General features: G+C 43.7%; 13 protein-coding genes. 8 read left to right on the top strand and 5 right to left on the bottom strand.

All coding sequences use genetic code 11. From position 1 onward, the window contains the following. Positions 1-21: 21 nt before the first annotated feature. The 5 genes from V7K45_RS25190 to V7K45_RS25170 all read left to right on the top strand — a co-directional run bounded on the left by V7K45_RS25190 (position 22) and on the right by V7K45_RS25170 (position 5,789). Positions 22-1,626, top strand: a complete 1,605-nt coding sequence (locus V7K45_RS25190; RefSeq protein ID WP_335007674.1) for an efflux RND transporter periplasmic adaptor subunit — start codon at positions 22-24, stop codon at positions 1,624-1,626. Positions 1,627-1,781: 155 nt separating this feature from the next. Then, entirely contained in the window at positions 1,782-3,062 is a 1,281-nt protein-coding gene (locus tag V7K45_RS25185) for an ABC transporter permease (RefSeq protein ID WP_442942044.1), read from the top strand. Between the two features lie 55 nt (positions 3,063-3,117). Then, on the top strand, positions 3,118-3,516 hold the full coding sequence (locus tag V7K45_RS25180; RefSeq protein ID WP_335007673.1) for a four helix bundle protein: 399 nt from the start codon (positions 3,118-3,120) through the stop codon (positions 3,514-3,516). Between the two features lie 72 nt (positions 3,517-3,588). Next, entirely contained in the window at positions 3,589-4,260 is a 672-nt protein-coding gene (locus tag V7K45_RS25175) for an ABC transporter ATP-binding protein (RefSeq protein ID WP_335007672.1), read from the top strand. Between the two features lie 116 nt (positions 4,261-4,376). Then, on the top strand, positions 4,377-5,789 hold the full coding sequence (locus tag V7K45_RS25170; protein ID WP_335007671.1) for a TolC family protein: 1,413 nt from the start codon (positions 4,377-4,379) through the stop codon (positions 5,787-5,789). A 400-nt stretch (positions 5,790-6,189) separates the two neighbouring features. On the opposite strand, the gene V7K45_RS25165 is transcribed toward V7K45_RS25170, so the two are convergent. Then, positions 6,190-8,454: a cation:proton antiporter domain-containing protein gene (locus tag V7K45_RS25165; RefSeq protein ID WP_335007670.1), complete on the bottom strand. Its 2,265-nt coding sequence runs from the start codon at positions 8,452-8,454 to the stop codon at positions 6,190-6,192. 177 nt (positions 8,455-8,631) lie between these two features. After that, positions 8,632-9,450 (bottom strand): class I SAM-dependent methyltransferase, encoded by an 819-nt coding sequence (locus V7K45_RS25160; RefSeq protein WP_335007669.1) that lies wholly within the window; start codon positions 9,448-9,450, stop codon positions 8,632-8,634. Positions 9,451-9,456: 6 nt separating this feature from the next. Here V7K45_RS25160 and V7K45_RS25155 point away from each other — a divergent pair, with 6 nt between their 5' ends. After that, a complete protein-coding gene (locus V7K45_RS25155; RefSeq protein ID WP_335007668.1) occupies positions 9,457-10,203 on the top strand; it encodes a class I SAM-dependent methyltransferase in 747 nt (248 codons plus the stop codon). Positions 10,204-10,365: 162 nt separating this feature from the next. On the opposite strand, the gene V7K45_RS25150 is transcribed toward V7K45_RS25155, so the two are convergent. Both V7K45_RS25150 and V7K45_RS25145 read right to left on the bottom strand, forming a co-directional pair. Then, a complete protein-coding gene (locus tag V7K45_RS25150; RefSeq protein ID WP_335007667.1) occupies positions 10,366-10,662 on the bottom strand; it encodes a hypothetical protein in 297 nt (98 codons plus the stop codon). A 28-nt stretch (positions 10,663-10,690) separates the two neighbouring features. Continuing rightward, positions 10,691-11,158, bottom strand: coding sequence for a VOC family protein (locus V7K45_RS25145; RefSeq protein ID WP_335007666.1), 468 nt, complete (start codon positions 11,156-11,158; stop codon positions 10,691-10,693). A 75-nt stretch (positions 11,159-11,233) separates the two neighbouring features. Here V7K45_RS25145 and V7K45_RS25140 point away from each other — a divergent pair, with 75 nt between their 5' ends. Beyond that, complete coding sequence (locus V7K45_RS25140; RefSeq protein WP_335007665.1) at positions 11,234-11,707, top strand: DUF4385 domain-containing protein; 474 nt, start codon at positions 11,234-11,236, stop codon at positions 11,705-11,707. A 236-nt stretch (positions 11,708-11,943) separates the two neighbouring features. Further along, a complete protein-coding gene (locus V7K45_RS25135) occupies positions 11,944-12,138 on the top strand; it encodes a DUF433 domain-containing protein (RefSeq protein WP_335007664.1) in 195 nt (64 codons plus the stop codon). Positions 12,139-12,177: 39 nt separating this feature from the next. Here the strand turns inward: V7K45_RS25135 and V7K45_RS25130 are convergent, their stop codons facing one another. Then, entirely contained in the window at positions 12,178-15,654 is a 3,477-nt protein-coding gene (locus tag V7K45_RS25130) for a CHAT domain-containing protein (RefSeq protein ID WP_335007663.1), read from the bottom strand. Between the last annotated feature and the right edge of the window lie 46 nt (positions 15,655-15,700).

The raw sequence follows: 15,700 nt of genomic DNA, 5'->3' as shown, positions 1-15,700 counted from the left end.
TTCCTTATAGACAAAATGGATATGAAAATTGATACACCAAATACCGTAGATTCCTCATCATCAGTTTTAGTTCCAGAGGTAAAGAAAAAAAAGGGCAGACGTAATTGGCTCTCTTGGGTAATTGCTCTTTGCCTTTTGGGTGGAATTGGCTATGCCGTTTATTACCAAGTAACGGTTGCTCCCCGTCAACAAGCCAGCCGCCGGGTGCTGACAAGACCTGTACAAAGGCAGAGTTTAACAATCACAGTTTCAGCAAACGGAACGGTGAAGCCTGAGCGGTCAATCAACCTCAGCCCGAAAAATTCCGGCATCTTGAAAAGCCTGCTGGCGAAAGAAGGAGATATCGTCAAACAAGGACAGATTGTCGCTTACATGGATGATTCCAACCTCCGAGGGCAACTTACCTCTGCACAAGGACAATTGGCACAAGCCGAGGCGAATTTGCAAAAAGCGATCGCAGGTAATCGCCCTCAAGATATTGCCCAATCACAGGGAGCATTAGACGAAGCCGAAGCGAATCTGCAAAAAGCGATCGCAGGTAATCGCTCTCAAGATATTGCCCAAGCACAGGCACGCTTGCAAAGCGCTCAAGCCGCTCTGCGCCAAGCAGAAGATGATTTTGCTCGCAATCAGCAACTTTACAATGCAGGCGGTATTTCCCTTCAGACTCTTAACCAAAACCGCTCCAATCGCGATAGCGCCCAAGCTAATGTAAATGAAGCACAGCAAGCACTGGCTCTGCAAAAAGCCGGATCGCGTCCAGAAGACGTTGAGCAAGCACGAGCTGTAGTGAAGCAGAGACAGCAAGCTTTGGCACTCCTGAAAGCCGGAACGCGTCAAGAAGATATTAATGCCGCTCGTGCCCAAGTAACATCGGCTCGTGGTTCGCTGCAAAACATCCAAGCCGAAATCAATGACACGATTATTCGCGCACCCTTTGATGGTGTGGTGACAAAGAAATATGCCGATCCCGGTGCTTTCGTGACACCCACAACTGCCAGTAGTGAAGTAGCTTCTTCTTCTTCTTCTTCAATCTTGTCTCTAGCTTCCACAAATGAAGTTGTCGCCAATCTAGCGGAAACAAATATTTCCAAAATCAGCCTTGGTCAAAAAGTCTCGATTAAAGCAGATGCCTACCCAGGAAAAACCTTTGAAGGTAAAGTAAGCCAAATTGCTGCCCAAGCAATAGTAGAGCAAAACGTCACCAGTTTTGAAGTGAGAGTATCACTTTCAGACCCTCAAAGACTACTGCGATCTGGGATGAATGCAGAAGTAGATTTTCAAGTCGGTCAAGTTCAAAATGTTTTAGTAGTGCCAACAGCCTCAGTGGTACGCCAAGAAAATGCCACAGGCGTGTTTGTGCAAGGAAAAAATAACAAACCTGTGTTCACTCGCATTGAGACTGGCGTTACTGCGAATAACTTTACCGAAGTTAAGTCTGGATTGACAGGAGACGAAAGGGTATTGCTCAGTTTCCCACCAGGATCGCGTCCGCAATCAACACCAAGAGGAGGAGTTTTCCCTGGTCTAGGTGGAGGTGGAGGAGCCGGAGGTGGTGGCGGGGGAAGTCGTTCCGGCGGCAGTTCTAGCGGTGGTGGTCGTTCTCAAGGCGGTGGTTCCCCTTAAAATTAGTTTTAACAATAAAGAATTCAGGAGTAAAAAGTCAGAATTCAGTATGAATTCAAGTTTGACTGGCGGGTAAATATGTGGGTTTAATTCCTCCACTAATTGCTTCTGGATTCTGAATTCTGAATTCTGCATTCTTCTTTAAATAGAACATTATGTTTAAGATATTTAAGGGCTTTTATAAAGCGAAGAATACCCGCACAGTACCATTGCTGGAAATATTGACAATGGCGGCAGAGACTCTGTGGAGTAACAAATTACGCACAGGTCTAACTATGTTGGGCGTGATTATTGGGATTTCTTCAGTTATTGCCATTACTTCTGTCGGTCAGGGAGTACAAAAAGGGGTTGAGCAACAGATACAAGCATTGGGTACAGATGTGATCCAAATCTTAGCTGGTGCGGCAAGAAGCGGAAATGTCCGTCAAGGAGTAGGTTCTAGCAGTACCTTGACTTGGGAAGATGCGAAGGCGATCGCTACACAAGCGCCATCAGCACAGTTGGTTTCTGCTTATCTCCAACGGACTGCTCAAGTTGTCTATGCAGGACAGAACACCTCAACAACCATTTATGGCACTGATTTGAACTACCCAGAAGTCAGAAATACTCACCCCCAACAAGGGAGATATTTTACCCAAGAAGAACTAGATATTGCCGCACAGCTTGCCATTCTTGGCCCAACAGTTCAAAAAACACTTTTTGCACAGGGTGTAAATCCGATCGGTGAGAGAATTCGGATTCAAGGAGAGGCTTATGAAGTGATTGGGGTGATGGAACCTAAAGGCGCTCAGGGGCCGATGGATCGAGATGACCAGATTTTTATTCCTCTAACTAGTATGTCGAAGAGATTAGTTGGGAACAATGCTCTGGTGGGCGTTTCTGTAAGTGGAATTTTAGTCAAAGGCGCTAATCAGGAGCAGTTAGAAGCCGCTCAGTTTCAAGTCACCAATCTCTTACGGCTGCGTCATAATATTTATCCGCCACAAGCTGATGATTTTCGGCTGACTAATCAAGCTGATATTGTTAGTACCTTCACTAGTATTGTGGGTTTATTTACAGTCATGGTGGTAGCGATCGCTGGAATTTCTCTGGTAGTTGGTGGCATTGGTATTGCTAACATTATGCTAGTTTCTGTGGTCGAGCGGACGCGAGAAATCGGGATTCGCAAAGCCGTAGGAGCAACTAATTCAGCCATTCTCAATCAATTTTTAGCCGAAGCGATCGTGATTTCCATTGTCGGCGGAGGTATTGGCATGGTCACTGGTGTTTTATTAGCCTTTATAGCTGCAAACACTTTCAAATTTCCCTTTGTAATTTCTTTATTGTCGATCGTTGCTGGCTTTGCACTCTCATTGAGCGTTGGCTTAGTGGCTGGGGTAATTCCAGCACGGAACGCATCTAAATTAGATCCAATCAATGCTTTACGTAGTGACTAAGAGTGCTGAGTGCTGAGTGTTGAGTGTCAATTTTTAAATTTGAGTATTTAGTAGAATGAGTAAAGTTGAGCGTTTTGAAGATTTGATTGCTTGGCAAAAAGCAAGAATCCTTACTAAAGATATTTATCAGGTTACTCAGCAGGGTGCATTTGCTAGAGACTTTGGACTATCAGGACAAATACAAAGGGCAGCAGTATCTATCATGTCTAACATTGCTGAGGGTTTTGAAAGAAGTTATTTAGGAGAATTTTTTCAGTTTCTTTCGATAGCGAAGTCATCTTGTGCAGAATTGCGTTCTCAACTTTATGTAGCTCTAGATGTTGGCTACCTCGATCAAATCAAATTCAACCAACTTTTAAATCAAGCAGAAGAAGTGGGCAAAATTATTGGCGGTCTTCGGGTCTCAGTTAGTAAACAAAAACATCAAAAAAATTCAGTCACCACCACTAAATGAACTCTTATCACTCATTACTCATTATTCATCACTACCACTTACTACTCAGCACTCACCACTCAGCACTCACTTATGCCAACAATGATTTGGATGGAATCTATTACTAAAACTTACCACTTGGGAGAAGTTAGTGTTCCCATACTCAAGGGAATTGAACTCTCTATTGAGGAAGGGGAATATGTCTCAATCATGGGTGCGTCAGGTTCGGGTAAATCTACACTCATGAATATTTTGGGATGTCTGGATCGTCCGACAACTGGAGATTATATTTTTGAAGGCAGAAACCTGACGACTTTTGATGATGATGAATTAGCCTATATTCGTAACCAAAGGATCGGTTTTGTTTTCCAACAATTTAACCTATTGGCGCGGGCGACAGCATTGGAAAACGTCATGTTGCCAATGGTTTACGCCAATTTACCCAAGCCAAAACGCCGGGAAAGGGCATTAGAAGCCTTAGAAAAGGTGGGATTAGGAGGACGCATCGCTAACCGTCCCAGTCAACTCTCTGGGGGACAACAACAACGGGTAGCGATCGCTCGTGCTTTGGTCAACCGACCTGCATTAGTTTTAGCAGATGAGCCAACAGGAGCTTTAGATACTGAAACTTCCCATGAGGTGATGAATTTACTAACTGAACTTAATAACCAAGGGATCACAATTGTGATTGTCACTCATGAACCTGATATCGCTGCTCAAACCCAACGGATTATTCGAGTTCAGGATGGTTTGATTGTCGGCTGATTTGTTAAGATCAACCCTTGGAGGAGGAATTTAAGATTTAAATCTCTGTAGGTCAATCAGGATGAAAACTTTTGATTATATCCTCAAAAAACCTAATTAATGACTATATCTAGATTATGAATTTCAGCTTATTATTCGTGCATTCTGCCTGGGTTCCTGTCGCGATCGCGATTCTTCTTCCAACTTTAGTAAGTGCAGCAACTCCGCCTAAAGCACAGAATTCTTCAAGCTCCGTACAAGTTCCCGATCGCCTCAACCCCAATCCCAATCCTCTGCAATTTCCAACTAAACCGGAGGAAGTAAGGATTCAGGGAACTGTACCAATCAGTTTGGCACAAGCTTTGGAACTCGCAAAACGCAACAATCGAGACTTACAGGTAGCTATATTACAGCTAGAACGCAGTCGCTCGGCGCTCCGCGAGTCTCAAGCTGCTTTATTTCCTACTCTTGGTATTAACAGTAGTGTGACTAATAATGGTAATGGTTTTAGTAACAGTTCATCTCAAAGCAGCACCTCTTTCAATGGTTCAGCACAACTGAATTATAATCTCTATACTTCTGGGAACACACAAGCGACTATCCGAGCCGCAGAAGAACAGCTACGAATAGATCAATTAAATGTTGAAAGTCAGTCTTTAACAATAAGTTTGAATGCGACCACTCAATACTACGATTTGCAACAAGCAGATGAACAAGTCCGAATTAATCGGTCTGCTGTGCAAAATGCCCAGGCTAGTTTGCGGGATACTCAAGCTAGAGAGCAGGCTGGAGTGGGGACGCGGTTCGATGTGCTGCAAGCTCAGGTGAATTTAGCAAACGCCCAACAACAACTGACTAATGCGATCTCACAGCAGCAAATTGCCCGTCGTCAGCTTGCCACGTTGTTAAGTTTGTCGCAGTCAGTTGATATCAGTGCCTCAGATCCCGTACAGTTAGCAGGTCTTTGGCCGCAGACGGTAGAACAAAGTATTGTCCAAGCGTTTCAAAATCGTCCAGAGTTGCAACAGTATTTGGGACAACGTAATATTTACGAGCAACAGCGACGACAGGCACTTTCACAGCTAGGGCCGCAAGTTAGTTTAGCAGGAAACTACAATCTCCTAGATCGGTATAACGATGGCGCGAGCATTACTGATGGTTATTCAGTGGGACTTGCAGGAAATCTAACGGTGTTTGATGGGGGAGCAGCAAGAGCAAGGGCAGCTCAGTCGAGAGCTAATATTGCGATCGCAGAGACTCAATTTGCTACCCAGCGCGACCAAATTCGCTTTGATGTAGAACAGTACTACGCTCAATTGCAATCCAATTTAAATAATGTGCAGACTTCTAGTGTGGCTTTAAATCAAGCCAGGGAAGCTCTGAATTTAGCAAGGTTGAGGTTTCAAGCTGGTGTGGGTACTCAAACAGAGGTAATTGATGCTGAAAATGACCTGACAAGAGCAGAAGGTAATCGAGTCGCAGCTATTTTGGATTACAATCGCGCTCTAGCTAATTTACAAAGATCCGTAACATCCAGAGCTTCGCGCTAAGACCAAATCATTAGATATAGCAGGAGGCAGTGGTTCGGCTTCGCTCACCAACCGCGCAGGAGGCAGAAGGCAGGATGTAAAACCCTGCTATTCCTGAGATTTACGCTTGTCATTATGTCCTAATCTACCTGGCAACTGCTATATCTGGTGAAATTAAATATGCGTTATCCAGAACCCTTATAGAGACATAGCAGTGCTACGTCTCTACATTCTTTTTGACTGCAATGTCTATCAAATTAATGTATAGTTGATTGCTCAAAGCTTTGAAGCAACTGGGTTTATACTCACTACTCAGCACTCAACACTTTTTTAGTGGTGGGGGTTGAGTTTTTTTGATAACTCTCATCACTCATTACTCATTACTCATTACTCATCACTCATCACTCATCACTCAGCACTCTTAAGGTACAGTAATTACCGCTACTGGGCAATGAGCTTTACTCAGAATTGCATCGACTCTATGACCGAAGAAAACGCGACCCGTAACCATGCGGATATTACTCCCTAGAATAATTAGGTCAACTTCCTGAGTTTTGGCAAACTTGAGGATTTCCCTTTCTGGGCTACTTCCTTGAAGAATATAGGTTTTGACATCAGCACCCAGATTGCGGGCAATTTCTGCTTGCTGTTCGAGCATATCGTGAGCAATTTCCTTGACTGGAGCTAGCGATCGCTGTTCGTAAAGAATATACTCAACCTGTGGCAAATTAATCACGTTAACGATCGTTACTAATGCCCCGGTTTGAGCTGCGATCGTACTTGCGATCTCTACAGCATTTTTACTATATTCTGTCCCCACCGTTGGCACCAAAATCTTTTTGAGTTGTTGTTGAGGAATTTTGCATATCTCGCCTTTCGATTGGGGTAGGTGCGACTTTACCACCATCGTTGCACAAGGTGCTTCTTGAACAACCCGATCGACAAGCAAATTGAACAATGCTTTCTGGGGGCGGATCTGTTCCGAAGCTCCCAGTACAATCAAGTCATAGTTTTTGTTCGCTTCATTCAAAATTACTTCTGCTTTATTACGCCCCGACTCCGTTTTTGTTTGCAGGGTGGTATCAGCAGGTAGCTGCATTTCCTCAGTAACAGCAGCCAGAGCAAGGTCTGCGGCAGTATCTTTAACCTGGGTTGCCTCCATCCGGCGGGCTTTGCTTTGAGGTTGCTTATCACTCAGGGCATATAGAGATGTAACTTCTATCGAGTTTTGGTGAGCCATGTAACCGACTAGTTGCGCCGCCAGTTGGATGTTGGGGCCACCACTAGTAGGTATTAAGATACGGTGAATCTGCTTGATAAAGCTGCGGCTATCCTGTTCTTCTTGTTCCAAACGTCGAGCTTCCTCTTCACCCATAACCACCTTCGACAAACACCACCGCAGCAAGGGTGGAGCCATTAAGGAAGTGACGATCGCTACCATGACAATAATCGAATACATCTGGGGATTTAGCACTCCCAAAGATAAACCAATGGTGGCAACGACAATTTCCATCGCCCCGCGAGCATTCATCCCGGAACCCATCGCCAAACCTTCCCAATGACTCAAGCCACCCGCACGAGAACCAAGGTAAGCACCTGTAAATTTGCCAACACAAGCGACAGCGAGAACAATCAAGCCAAATATCAATGTTTGAGGGACTAACAGAGCGAGTAAATTAACTTTCAAGCCCGCTGAAGCAAAGAAAATTGGCGCTAGAAAGGCTGCTGTGAAGACTTCTAACATGTGTCCAGCTTCATTGCTAAAGCGGCGGGATTGACCTGCTAGAATCCCCAGCACGAAAGCACCTAATGCTGCTTCTAAACCTAATGCGTGGGTAAATGCTGCTGCCGAGAGCGCAAGAATCAGCACAACCGACATACTAGCGGCGATGCCGCCAACGTAGTCATCAACCCAGCGTAAAATCTGGTCTACAATGGTACGCCCAATTGTGAAGGCGATCGCTAAAAATAATATGGCCGCGCTCACAGAATGGAAAATTGTCCCCAGGTCAAATTTGCCGCTACTAGCTAAACCTGAAACCACAGAAAGTAAAATCCAGCCGATGGTGTCGTCAGTCATTCCAGCAGCTAAGGTGACTTGACCAATGTCACGCCGAATCAGGTTTAAGTCCATCAGCACCTTCGCAATCACTGGTACTGCTGAAATACTCATTGCTGTGGCGATAAATAGACTAAATACCAATCGTTTTTCTGGGTCGGCTAAAAAACTATCTGGCAATAGCCAGCCCAGTCCAAATCCGGTGATAAACGGGATAATAATTCCGCCCAGTGAAATCAAAAGAGCCGTTTTACCCTTACGAAGAATCAGCTTGAGATCCGTCTCCAACCCAGTTACAATCAGCAAAAATAACACGCCTAACCAAGAAATCACCGAAAGTAAATTAGACTGTTCTTGACTTTTGGGAAAGATGTGCGCCTGTAAGTCTGGAAGGAGCAAACCAAATAGAGAAGGGCCAAGTAGCACACCCGCCAGTAATTCCCCAACAACAGGCGGTAGGCTAATCCGGCGCATCAACTCACCTAATCCCCGCGCTACCAGAAGCAATAGTGACAGTTGCACTAGCACCAACAGCAGCTCGTGATGACCGAGAGGTTTAATTAAACCGTCACCTGCTGCTTTCTGGGCAGCGAGTACAGGCACTAATATTAGGGACAGGTTTTGCATATAAGCGTCCAAAGGCTGGATTACAAATTTTTAAAGGGGCTGTTCAAGTAAATCCTGAAAATGTTTACTTGCACATCGGTCTAGGAGATTAAACTGTGATTGTCATTATTAATCGCAAGATTATCATCTGCGATCGCCCGAAGCTGTAAGTTCAAGAACAAAGCTTTGCTCATCAACTTATTTTTGAGCGCGAACAAAGAACTTTGTAGTGTCTATCCAAAGACCTCGATCGGTTGCTAATTTCTCAATTTCTGCTTTGTACTCAACTTGCAATTGATTTAATTGTTCTTGTGATAATTTTGACAACAGAGGATTGCTTTTAAAATTTATATTAATTACTGTCATCGATAATCTGTTATCACTAAGAGGGTGATAACGTCCTGATGGCTCAATCTTAATTTCGATATCTCTAAAACCTACCTGAGCAAGCAATTTCCGACATTTTTCTGGAGTTCCCAGTGGTTCAAGGATATGTGGTAGCGATACACCCAAAACTCTAGCGCAGATCCTCTGCTGAAGAGATGCCATAATAGCATTTTCAGGAGGACAGGTGAATGCCACAAATCCTCCTGGTTTCAAGAAGCGATACCACTTTTTTAAAATAGCAATTAGATCGGGAAAAAGTACAATTGCCTCACAGCAAAAGACAACATCAAAACTACTATCACTAAAGTTGAAATATTCTGCATCTGCCTCAATCAACTCGATGTTTTGTAATTTTGCTGCTGCAATTTTTTGTCTTGCTTGATGCAACATTCCAGGGGTCATGTCAATTCCAATCACAGAGCCATCTGAACCAACTTTTTCAGCTGCGGGTATCGCAACTAAACCCGTTCCAGTTGCCACATCAAGGATTTTTTGTCCCGGATGTAGCCCAACAAATTCAATTAAAAGCTTGGCTTCTAGAGGATGGCGAGTATCTTTTTCATGGTCATAAGTCGTTCTACTACCATAAAATTCTTTTAGTTGCTGCTTATAAATATCCATATCGGTCATAACCAAATGTCAAATTTTCTCCACTTTATAGTAACCCTTGTTGCGATCTTGAGTTGTTTGCTGCTGAACCCAACCCTGACAGCACAAGCTGCGTCTTCATCTACCACTGTTTACGAACAGCGTTTTATCCATAGTCCAGATGGTATCGGCAAATACTACATGGGGCGCGAAATTGCCCACGTTATGGGATACACTGGCGCTGGCTGGCTAGAACGTTCCAGCCGAGAGCGAGAAGAACAGCCAAGTAAAGTAGTCAGCCTCCTCAATCTGAAACCTAATGATGTGGTGGCGGATATTGGCGCCGGTACAGGTTACTTAAGCTTTCGTATCGCGCCGTTATTAACAACAGGTAAGGTGTTGGCTGTAGATGTTCAGCCAGAAATGTTGGATATTATTGAGTTATTCAAAAAAGAGAAAAATATCACCAATGTTGAGCCTGTTTTAGCCACTTTTACTGACCCTAATTTACCATCTGAAAGTATCGATTTAGCCTTAATGGTGGATGCTTATCATGAACTTGAGTATCCCCAAGAAGTGATGCAAGGAATTGTCAAAGCACTTAAACCAGGTGGGAAGGTGGTGCTGGTTGAGTATCGGGGTGAAAATCCTTTTATCACGATTAAACGTCTGCACAAGATGACTCAAAAGCAAGTTCGCAAAGAAATGCAAGCTGTTGGTTTAGTTTGGCGGGAAACTAAAAACTCGTTACCTCAACAGCATTTAATGGTGTTTGAGAAACCCGATCGAGCTTAGGCAGTACATCACAATAAAAATATCTACCAAGCCATAATAAATTAAGACTCCTTGCCAGAGCAAAAAATCATAGTCAACCTATCATTCAAGCAGCGAATTCCTCATTTAGAAAATGGCGATCGCCTCACTCGCCACGAATTTGAACGACGCAATACTTTAGCATCAGTCTATTTTTTGGGGAATAAGACTGGCGCTTTTGGTGACACTATCCCAAACAATCCAGTTAAAAGAATTATCTAAATCATCGCGGCTGTTTGAAACTTTGAAATATAGCTTTTCTTCACGTTTTCTTTCAATGGCAAAGTCGGCATTTTGAGCATAAGAGACTATAAAACCTTTGTCTCGTAAACAATACATCGCCCAGGCTTTCAATGATTGCTTGTATGGTTCGTGTGGAATTGGTGGTTTTGCGATCGTGTCTTCAATTACTTTAAATATTTCCGTGAGTTTCGCGGTCATAGTAGATACTTTTGTTATTACCCTTAAGTTAACTAGCTTCTGGATCGCAACGAATTTCAATCATAAAGCCATCTGGATCGTAAAAATACACTCCTCTACCAGTAGGACGAGTGACTGGGCCATGTGCGATCGCTATTTTATTTTCTCCGATCACTGTCACCGCGCGATCGAATAACTGCGGATCGATATCAAAGGCAAGATGGTACGCTCTAGTGAAGGTCTTTTCTGGATTGGGATCTGGTGGTGATAACTCTGGTTCCCCAAATAAATCCAAAATTGTTCCATCGGGGGTGATGAAGTTGGCTACTTTCCCAGATGCAACTAGTTCCACCAGGGTTGCGGGTACTTCGTCGCCTGTAAGTTCGTGCAAACCCAGGATTGTGCCATAAAAGTAGCGGGAAGCTTGCATATCCTTGACGTTGAGGGCAATGTGATGTACTTTGCGCAGATTTCCTGGCGCAAGCACACTGTTTAGAGATTGGGTGCTAGATAGCATAATCAACAAAATCTCAATACTTAGATAGAAGTTGAACTTTTATTTAAAGTTTACTATTGCTAATAAAAATCTATCATGGCTTTTGATTATTCTTTAGACTTTAAAAATATTGATTTTCGCCAACATCCTGAACTCTATCGCGTTGGGAAGGGCGAGCAGGGTGTACTTTTGGTTGAACCATACAAATCAGAAATTCTTCCTTACTGGCGGTTCAAAAATCCTGAGATTGCTAGAGATTCGAGTGAAAAAATCTACGAGATTTTTCTTGATTATTTAGAGAAAGATGATTTTGTCGGCGCAGATATGGCACGCAAGTTTATCCAAATGGGTTATACTCGCTCTCGCCGTTATGCCAATCATAAAAGCGGCAGGAAGTATAAACAAAATTCGGAAGATTCAGGTGACAAAAAAGAAATTCTTCCCTATGAAGTAGATCCAGTTAAAGCGGAATCAGCAGCAATATTTAAAGCTAAGTGGATAGAAGCAAAGACAAACGAGAAATATCAAGAGCTTTTAGCCAAGCATAAGCAGATGTATGAAGTAAACTAGCTGTGTGTCAAGTTAAAGTTATTTTTGTGAGAGTCCCCGCGTTGCTTTTGAAGTCTTGTGAATGAGCCTTTGATCTCCTTTAATGAGTCTTTGAGCTTCATTAATGAGTGTTTGATACTCGTGAACGTGGTCTTGTCGGCAATTAATTTAAGAAAAACGCGATCGCATTTACCCTCAGCAATACAACATACAGCAGACTGTGCAACAATAGCTGTAGTTTAGTCAGGGTACAAACTATGGACTGGCGACAGTACATTCATTCAGACCCTAAGATTCTGCTAGGTAAGCCCACTGTGAAAGGAACTCGTTTATCTGTAGAGTTTTTGTTGGGTTTATTTGCTGCGGGATGGACACAACAACAAGTGTTAAAAAATTATCCGACTCTTACCTCAGAAACACTAAGGGCGGTATTTGCTTTTACAGCAGAGTGAATTTTTGACTTTACGGTGTAATCGCGATCGCATTTCTCCTTATCCCTCCACCTCAAATTGACTACGGTCAAACAACCACCCATCGCCGACAATCTCCTCTAGGCGTTGATTAAGTCGGGGGAGGAAATATTCTGGATCATTTAGCCGTTGCTGAGTAAACCAATTACCAAACGCTTCCTCTGTTTCAATTCCTTGGGCATTTGCTGCACCTAATATAATTTTGAAACTATCCTCCTGAAGTTCCTCTAACTGGGGATGACCTTCATCTCGGCGGGTACAAAAAAATATTGCCGCTGCTCCTAACACAGCTTCTAGTTCATCTCCTTGAGGCACTTTATTATATAAAACACGGATTAACTGAATGGTATCTACTAAAGGTGCTTGAATTCTCAGCGTCAACCAGATTGCTTGAGCTAGGTAAACCAAACCGTTACTTTCATCTGCTACGCCTATATAACGGAGAACTGTAGCCATCTGCCCATAAGCCTTAACCTGTGCAAATAATTCAATTGCTTGCAGATTTAACTCTATTTGTCTGGGTATATCTCTAGTTTTACCAGCAACACAACCTATATTCACCAGATTCTCAGCTTGTCCTAAAATATTACCAACGTTCTTATTTATGTTTAAAGATTGATCCAACAAAGATAGCCCTTGCTCAATATCTCCTTGATTGACAATTGCATTTGCCATATTGTTGAGTATGGTGGCTTTATGTTTAAACTCTCCAATATGTTCTGCAATTTCCAAAGATTGCTGCCAGAAACAAAGCGCTTGTTCTATCTTCCCTTGACGAGCTATTACATCTGCCATGTTATTAAGAGTCGCGCATTTGCCAAGGACATTCCCAATGCGCTCATCTATTTCTAAGGATTCCTGCCAATAAGAAACTGCTGTATTAGTATCTCCTTGTTGGGCAATTAACCATGCCATGTTGCTTAAAATTATAGATTTTTCTTTCAAGTCATCGGTAGGGCAAAGGTCTAAAGCTTGCTGATAATTAGCAAAAGCGTCTTCCACTAAACCTAAATTGTATTTAGCACGGGCTATACTTCCCAATATGCGGTAGTCCCGAACAACTGCTAAAATTTGCTGGCATAGTTCTAGAGCTTCTAAAAAGCGATAATTGTTGTCCCAATCAACAGCGACGATATCACCAACACGGATGGCAATCTCCCATTGTTCTGCCAGCAGTCCTAATCGTATAATCTCAATTGCTTTGTCATCCGCGCAGGACTTATTTGTCTCCTCCCACCAAACTTGATAGACTTCCCTTACCGCTTTCTGCCGTGTCTTTTGCCACTCTTTCTCACTCAATAAGTTTTCCAACAAAGGTTCTAAAATTGTCGTTACCCGGTAATTAGCTGGCTGGGTGGGGTGAGTGATGGCAGACTCGACTAGGCTAAGACTGATAAGTTTTTGCAGAAAAGAGGCAGAGGGGGAAATGGCATTGATGATTTCAACAGTAACGGGAAGGTGAAACACACTCAACTGTGCCAGAAACTTTTGTTCTTCGGGTTCCAAAGCATCCAGCAGAGTTTGTGCCAAGATATTTTCGCGGAGGAACTTATCCTCAGTCGCCTCCAGCCGATTCAATAATTCATCCGCCTCTATACTTGGTTGCTGAATCACCTCTAACAACCACTTCAGCAACCGGGGATTACCATCGGCAATGTGGATAATCCTCTGAGTTTTTAACTGTTGCCTAACTTCTTTATCTAAGGGAAAGCAGATTTTATCTATATCACTACTGCTCATCGGTGCCAAAGATTCTGAGCGCAAGCGATGATTTGGCAAGGTGTCTTCTTTCAAATAGCGACAGGTGACAATCAGCCGACTTTCTGCCCCGGTTTCTGCCAATGCTGCACAAATCGCCTCTAAAATCTCGTAAGCTTCAACCGTTATCCGCAGTGAGCCATCTTCAACGTTAGCTATGGGGATGTTTTGCTCAAAGTCATCCAGTACCAGCAGCAAAGGTTGGTTGTGTTCGTTTTCAATTGCTTCAAAAAAGTTTTGCAACCGTCCTTTAAGAGACACCTTTGGTTCGTTCAACAGTGCGGGAACATCTGCAAACCGCTCATACTTATTAGAAAGCTTATTCAGCAAACCTTTCTCATCCAGAGTGCCAATCAACACGACTCGCGCAAAATTGGGACGCTGCATCTGCACCCGCGTACATAACCGCGCCGCCAAGCTACTTTTACCCAGTCCACCCATCCCCGCAATAAACACGCCGATTTGGTCGCTGGTTTCCTGCAAAGCTTTGAGACACCGTTGCAAATGCCGCCTGCGTCCCACAAACTCGAACCGACTGGCAACTTTAACTTGATTATTCTCATCCAAAAATTCTTGCTCTGACGGTGTAAACTTCAGCTTTTCACGATTTCTTGTTCTCAGAGGTGTTACCAGTTCTGCAATGGGGCGTGTATCCCGATACATCCGCAACAGATGCCAGTCGGTGCATTCTTTCTCAATCATCTTCTGCTGCGCTGCTTTGACTGCTTCTTCAACACTTGCCCCCGTCGCTAAAGCTTGATAAAGTGCCTGTGCCGCTACAATACCTGTGCGGTCATACACCGGACGCGCCCAGCCTAAAACTATACCTGCCCCCGCCTTCACCAATGCTTGCGCCATCGAGGGTACTGTCCCCTGGTTAGGAACCTGTCCCGTATGACAACCAGAGAGAAAAGTTACACGCGGCCAGCGTCCCCGAAAGGCTCTAGCTAAATCATTAACAGTAGTAAGTTGCATATTCCCCACCTCATCCTCAGTGATGAAGCAGGGGGCATTGTCTGCCAGTTTTGTACCTTTTGGCAGCAAAGAGCCGTAATCTTTTTGGGTATAAATTATCCCGTGTCCCGTGAGATGAAAGACATCAAAATAGTTTTCTGGATAGGATTTTACCAAGTTAGCAAACTCTACAACCGAGCCGCTTTCCTCGACAATCAAATCTATGGTCTGATTCTGATCTTTGATTGCTTGCAGAATGTTCGCTTCTTCCTGCTCAAACCCTAGTGGTGGAACTCTGGGATCTTCAGGAGAAGTCGCCATGAACAGCAACCGCAACGGGCGATTTTGCACGCCGATAACTTGGGTTTGACGCTGTTGCACAGAACGCACTGGTAAGACGGAAAGGTTCTGGCGTTCGATTAAAAACCCTGCACCATCATGTAGCAATTCCCAAGGCAAATGTGCCAATCCCAACGCTACCCGTTCTGTTTCTGGGTTTAACCCCTGTGCTTCGCTGGTTTTAATCAAATCTAGATTAATCGTTTGCTCATCCGCCTCATCCAGCGCCCTTCTCAGCCATCCTTCTTTACCATCCAGCCATTGATAAAGTTGCCGTCCCAACTGGATGAGATAGGGTAAATGATCTCTTTGTTGAGCATAGTAATTTTGCTCACACAAATCAATCAGCGCTACCAACTCCGTTTTATCCAGGCGACGTGAGCCATAATCACAGCGCAGTTCAAAAGTTTGCTGTTGACTGAGAGCGAAGGCAAAGTTTAGCGGCATGGTTTGCAAGGGTAGATTGCACAATAACCTTCACCGTATTATCAGG

Origin of the sequence: Nostoc sp., from assembly GCF_036917375.1 — a bacterium.
Lineage (GTDB): Bacteria > Cyanobacteriota > Cyanobacteriia > Cyanobacteriales > Nostocaceae > Nostoc.
The sequence above is the reverse complement of the archived record's forward strand: the minus strand, read 5'-3'. Positions and strand labels throughout refer to the sequence as shown.

What these genes read in the sequence shown, in the direction of transcription:
- V7K45_RS25190 (WP_335007674.1), top strand. Translation starts at nt 22, where the DNA reads ATGAAAATTGATACACCAAATACCGTAGATTCCTCATCATCAGTTTTA.
- V7K45_RS25185 (WP_442942044.1), top strand. Translation starts at nt 1,782, where the DNA reads ATGTTTAAGATATTTAAGGGCTTTTATAAAGCGAAGAATACCCGCACA.
- V7K45_RS25180 (WP_335007673.1), top strand. Translation starts at nt 3,118, where the DNA reads ATGAGTAAAGTTGAGCGTTTTGAAGATTTGATTGCTTGGCAAAAAGCA.
- V7K45_RS25175 (WP_335007672.1), top strand. Translation starts at nt 3,589, where the DNA reads ATGCCAACAATGATTTGGATGGAATCTATTACTAAAACTTACCACTTG.
- V7K45_RS25170 (WP_335007671.1), top strand. Translation starts at nt 4,377, where the DNA reads ATGAATTTCAGCTTATTATTCGTGCATTCTGCCTGGGTTCCTGTCGCG.
- V7K45_RS25165 (WP_335007670.1), bottom strand. Translation starts at nt 8,454, where the DNA reads ATGCAAAACCTGTCCCTAATATTAGTGCCTGTACTCGCTGCCCAGAAA.
- V7K45_RS25160 (WP_335007669.1), bottom strand. Translation starts at nt 9,450, where the DNA reads ATGACCGATATGGATATTTATAAGCAGCAACTAAAAGAATTTTATGGT.
- V7K45_RS25155 (WP_335007668.1), top strand. Translation starts at nt 9,457, where the DNA reads ATGTCAAATTTTCTCCACTTTATAGTAACCCTTGTTGCGATCTTGAGT.
- V7K45_RS25150 (WP_335007667.1), bottom strand. Translation starts at nt 10,662, where the DNA reads ATGACCGCGAAACTCACGGAAATATTTAAAGTAATTGAAGACACGATC.
- V7K45_RS25145 (WP_335007666.1), bottom strand. Translation starts at nt 11,158, where the DNA reads ATGCTATCTAGCACCCAATCTCTAAACAGTGTGCTTGCGCCAGGAAAT.
- V7K45_RS25140 (WP_335007665.1), top strand. Translation starts at nt 11,234, where the DNA reads ATGGCTTTTGATTATTCTTTAGACTTTAAAAATATTGATTTTCGCCAA.
- V7K45_RS25135 (WP_335007664.1), top strand. Translation starts at nt 11,944, where the DNA reads ATGGACTGGCGACAGTACATTCATTCAGACCCTAAGATTCTGCTAGGT.
- V7K45_RS25130 (WP_335007663.1), bottom strand. Translation starts at nt 15,654, where the DNA reads ATGCCGCTAAACTTTGCCTTCGCTCTCAGTCAACAGCAAACTTTTGAA.